Source organism: Vibrio sp. Y176, assembly GCF_033438945.1.
This window is the reverse complement of record NZ_JAWOQS010000857.1, coordinates 1-584: the sequence shown is the minus strand read 5'-3', so window position 1 is coordinate 584 and position 584 is coordinate 1. Positions and strand designations below refer to the sequence as shown.

1 pseudogene is annotated in these 584 nt (G+C 44.7%); it reads left to right on the top strand.

Annotation, left to right across the window (positions count from 1 at the left end):
* Positions 1 to 26 precede the first annotated feature (26 nt).
* Positions 27 to 584, top strand: a pseudogene (locus tag R7O13_RS29055) (RND family transporter); the annotation flags it as partial.

The following is a 584-nucleotide window of genomic DNA, read 5'->3' as shown; positions in this document are numbered from 1 at the left end:
ACCGTAAAGCTCAGCAACACCAAGGAATTGGTTTGGGGAAGATACCCACCAAATACAGTTTGCTCGTTCTACTAGCAACTATTTTCTTGATTATTGTCGCTACAATAGGAGGTAAAAACCTGTATTTCAGAGGAGATTACGACATTTTCTTTGATGGTACTAACAAGCAACTGCTTGCGTTTGATGAAATCCAAACCACGTTCGCAAAAACGGACAACCTTGCCATAGTCATCGCGCCTGAAGATGGCGACCTTTTTACCTCGCAGACCTTGTCTCTTATCCAGAAAATAACAGTCGACGCTTGGCAAGTCCCATACTCGAGCCGTGTTGACTCTATCGCTAACTATCAACACACAGAAGCCTTTGACGATGAGCTGTTGGTTGAAGATCTTCTATACAGTGAATACGAACTGACCCCAGAACGAATTTCCAAGGTCAAAAGCATTGCACTCAGTGAACCTGTTTTAAAAAGCGCATTGGTGTCAGAGAAAGGTGATGTCACCGTGGTGAATATTACCGTCCAGTTGCCCGAGATGGATAAGACCGCAGAAGTGGAGGAGGTGGTGTCGAGTATCAATGCCATG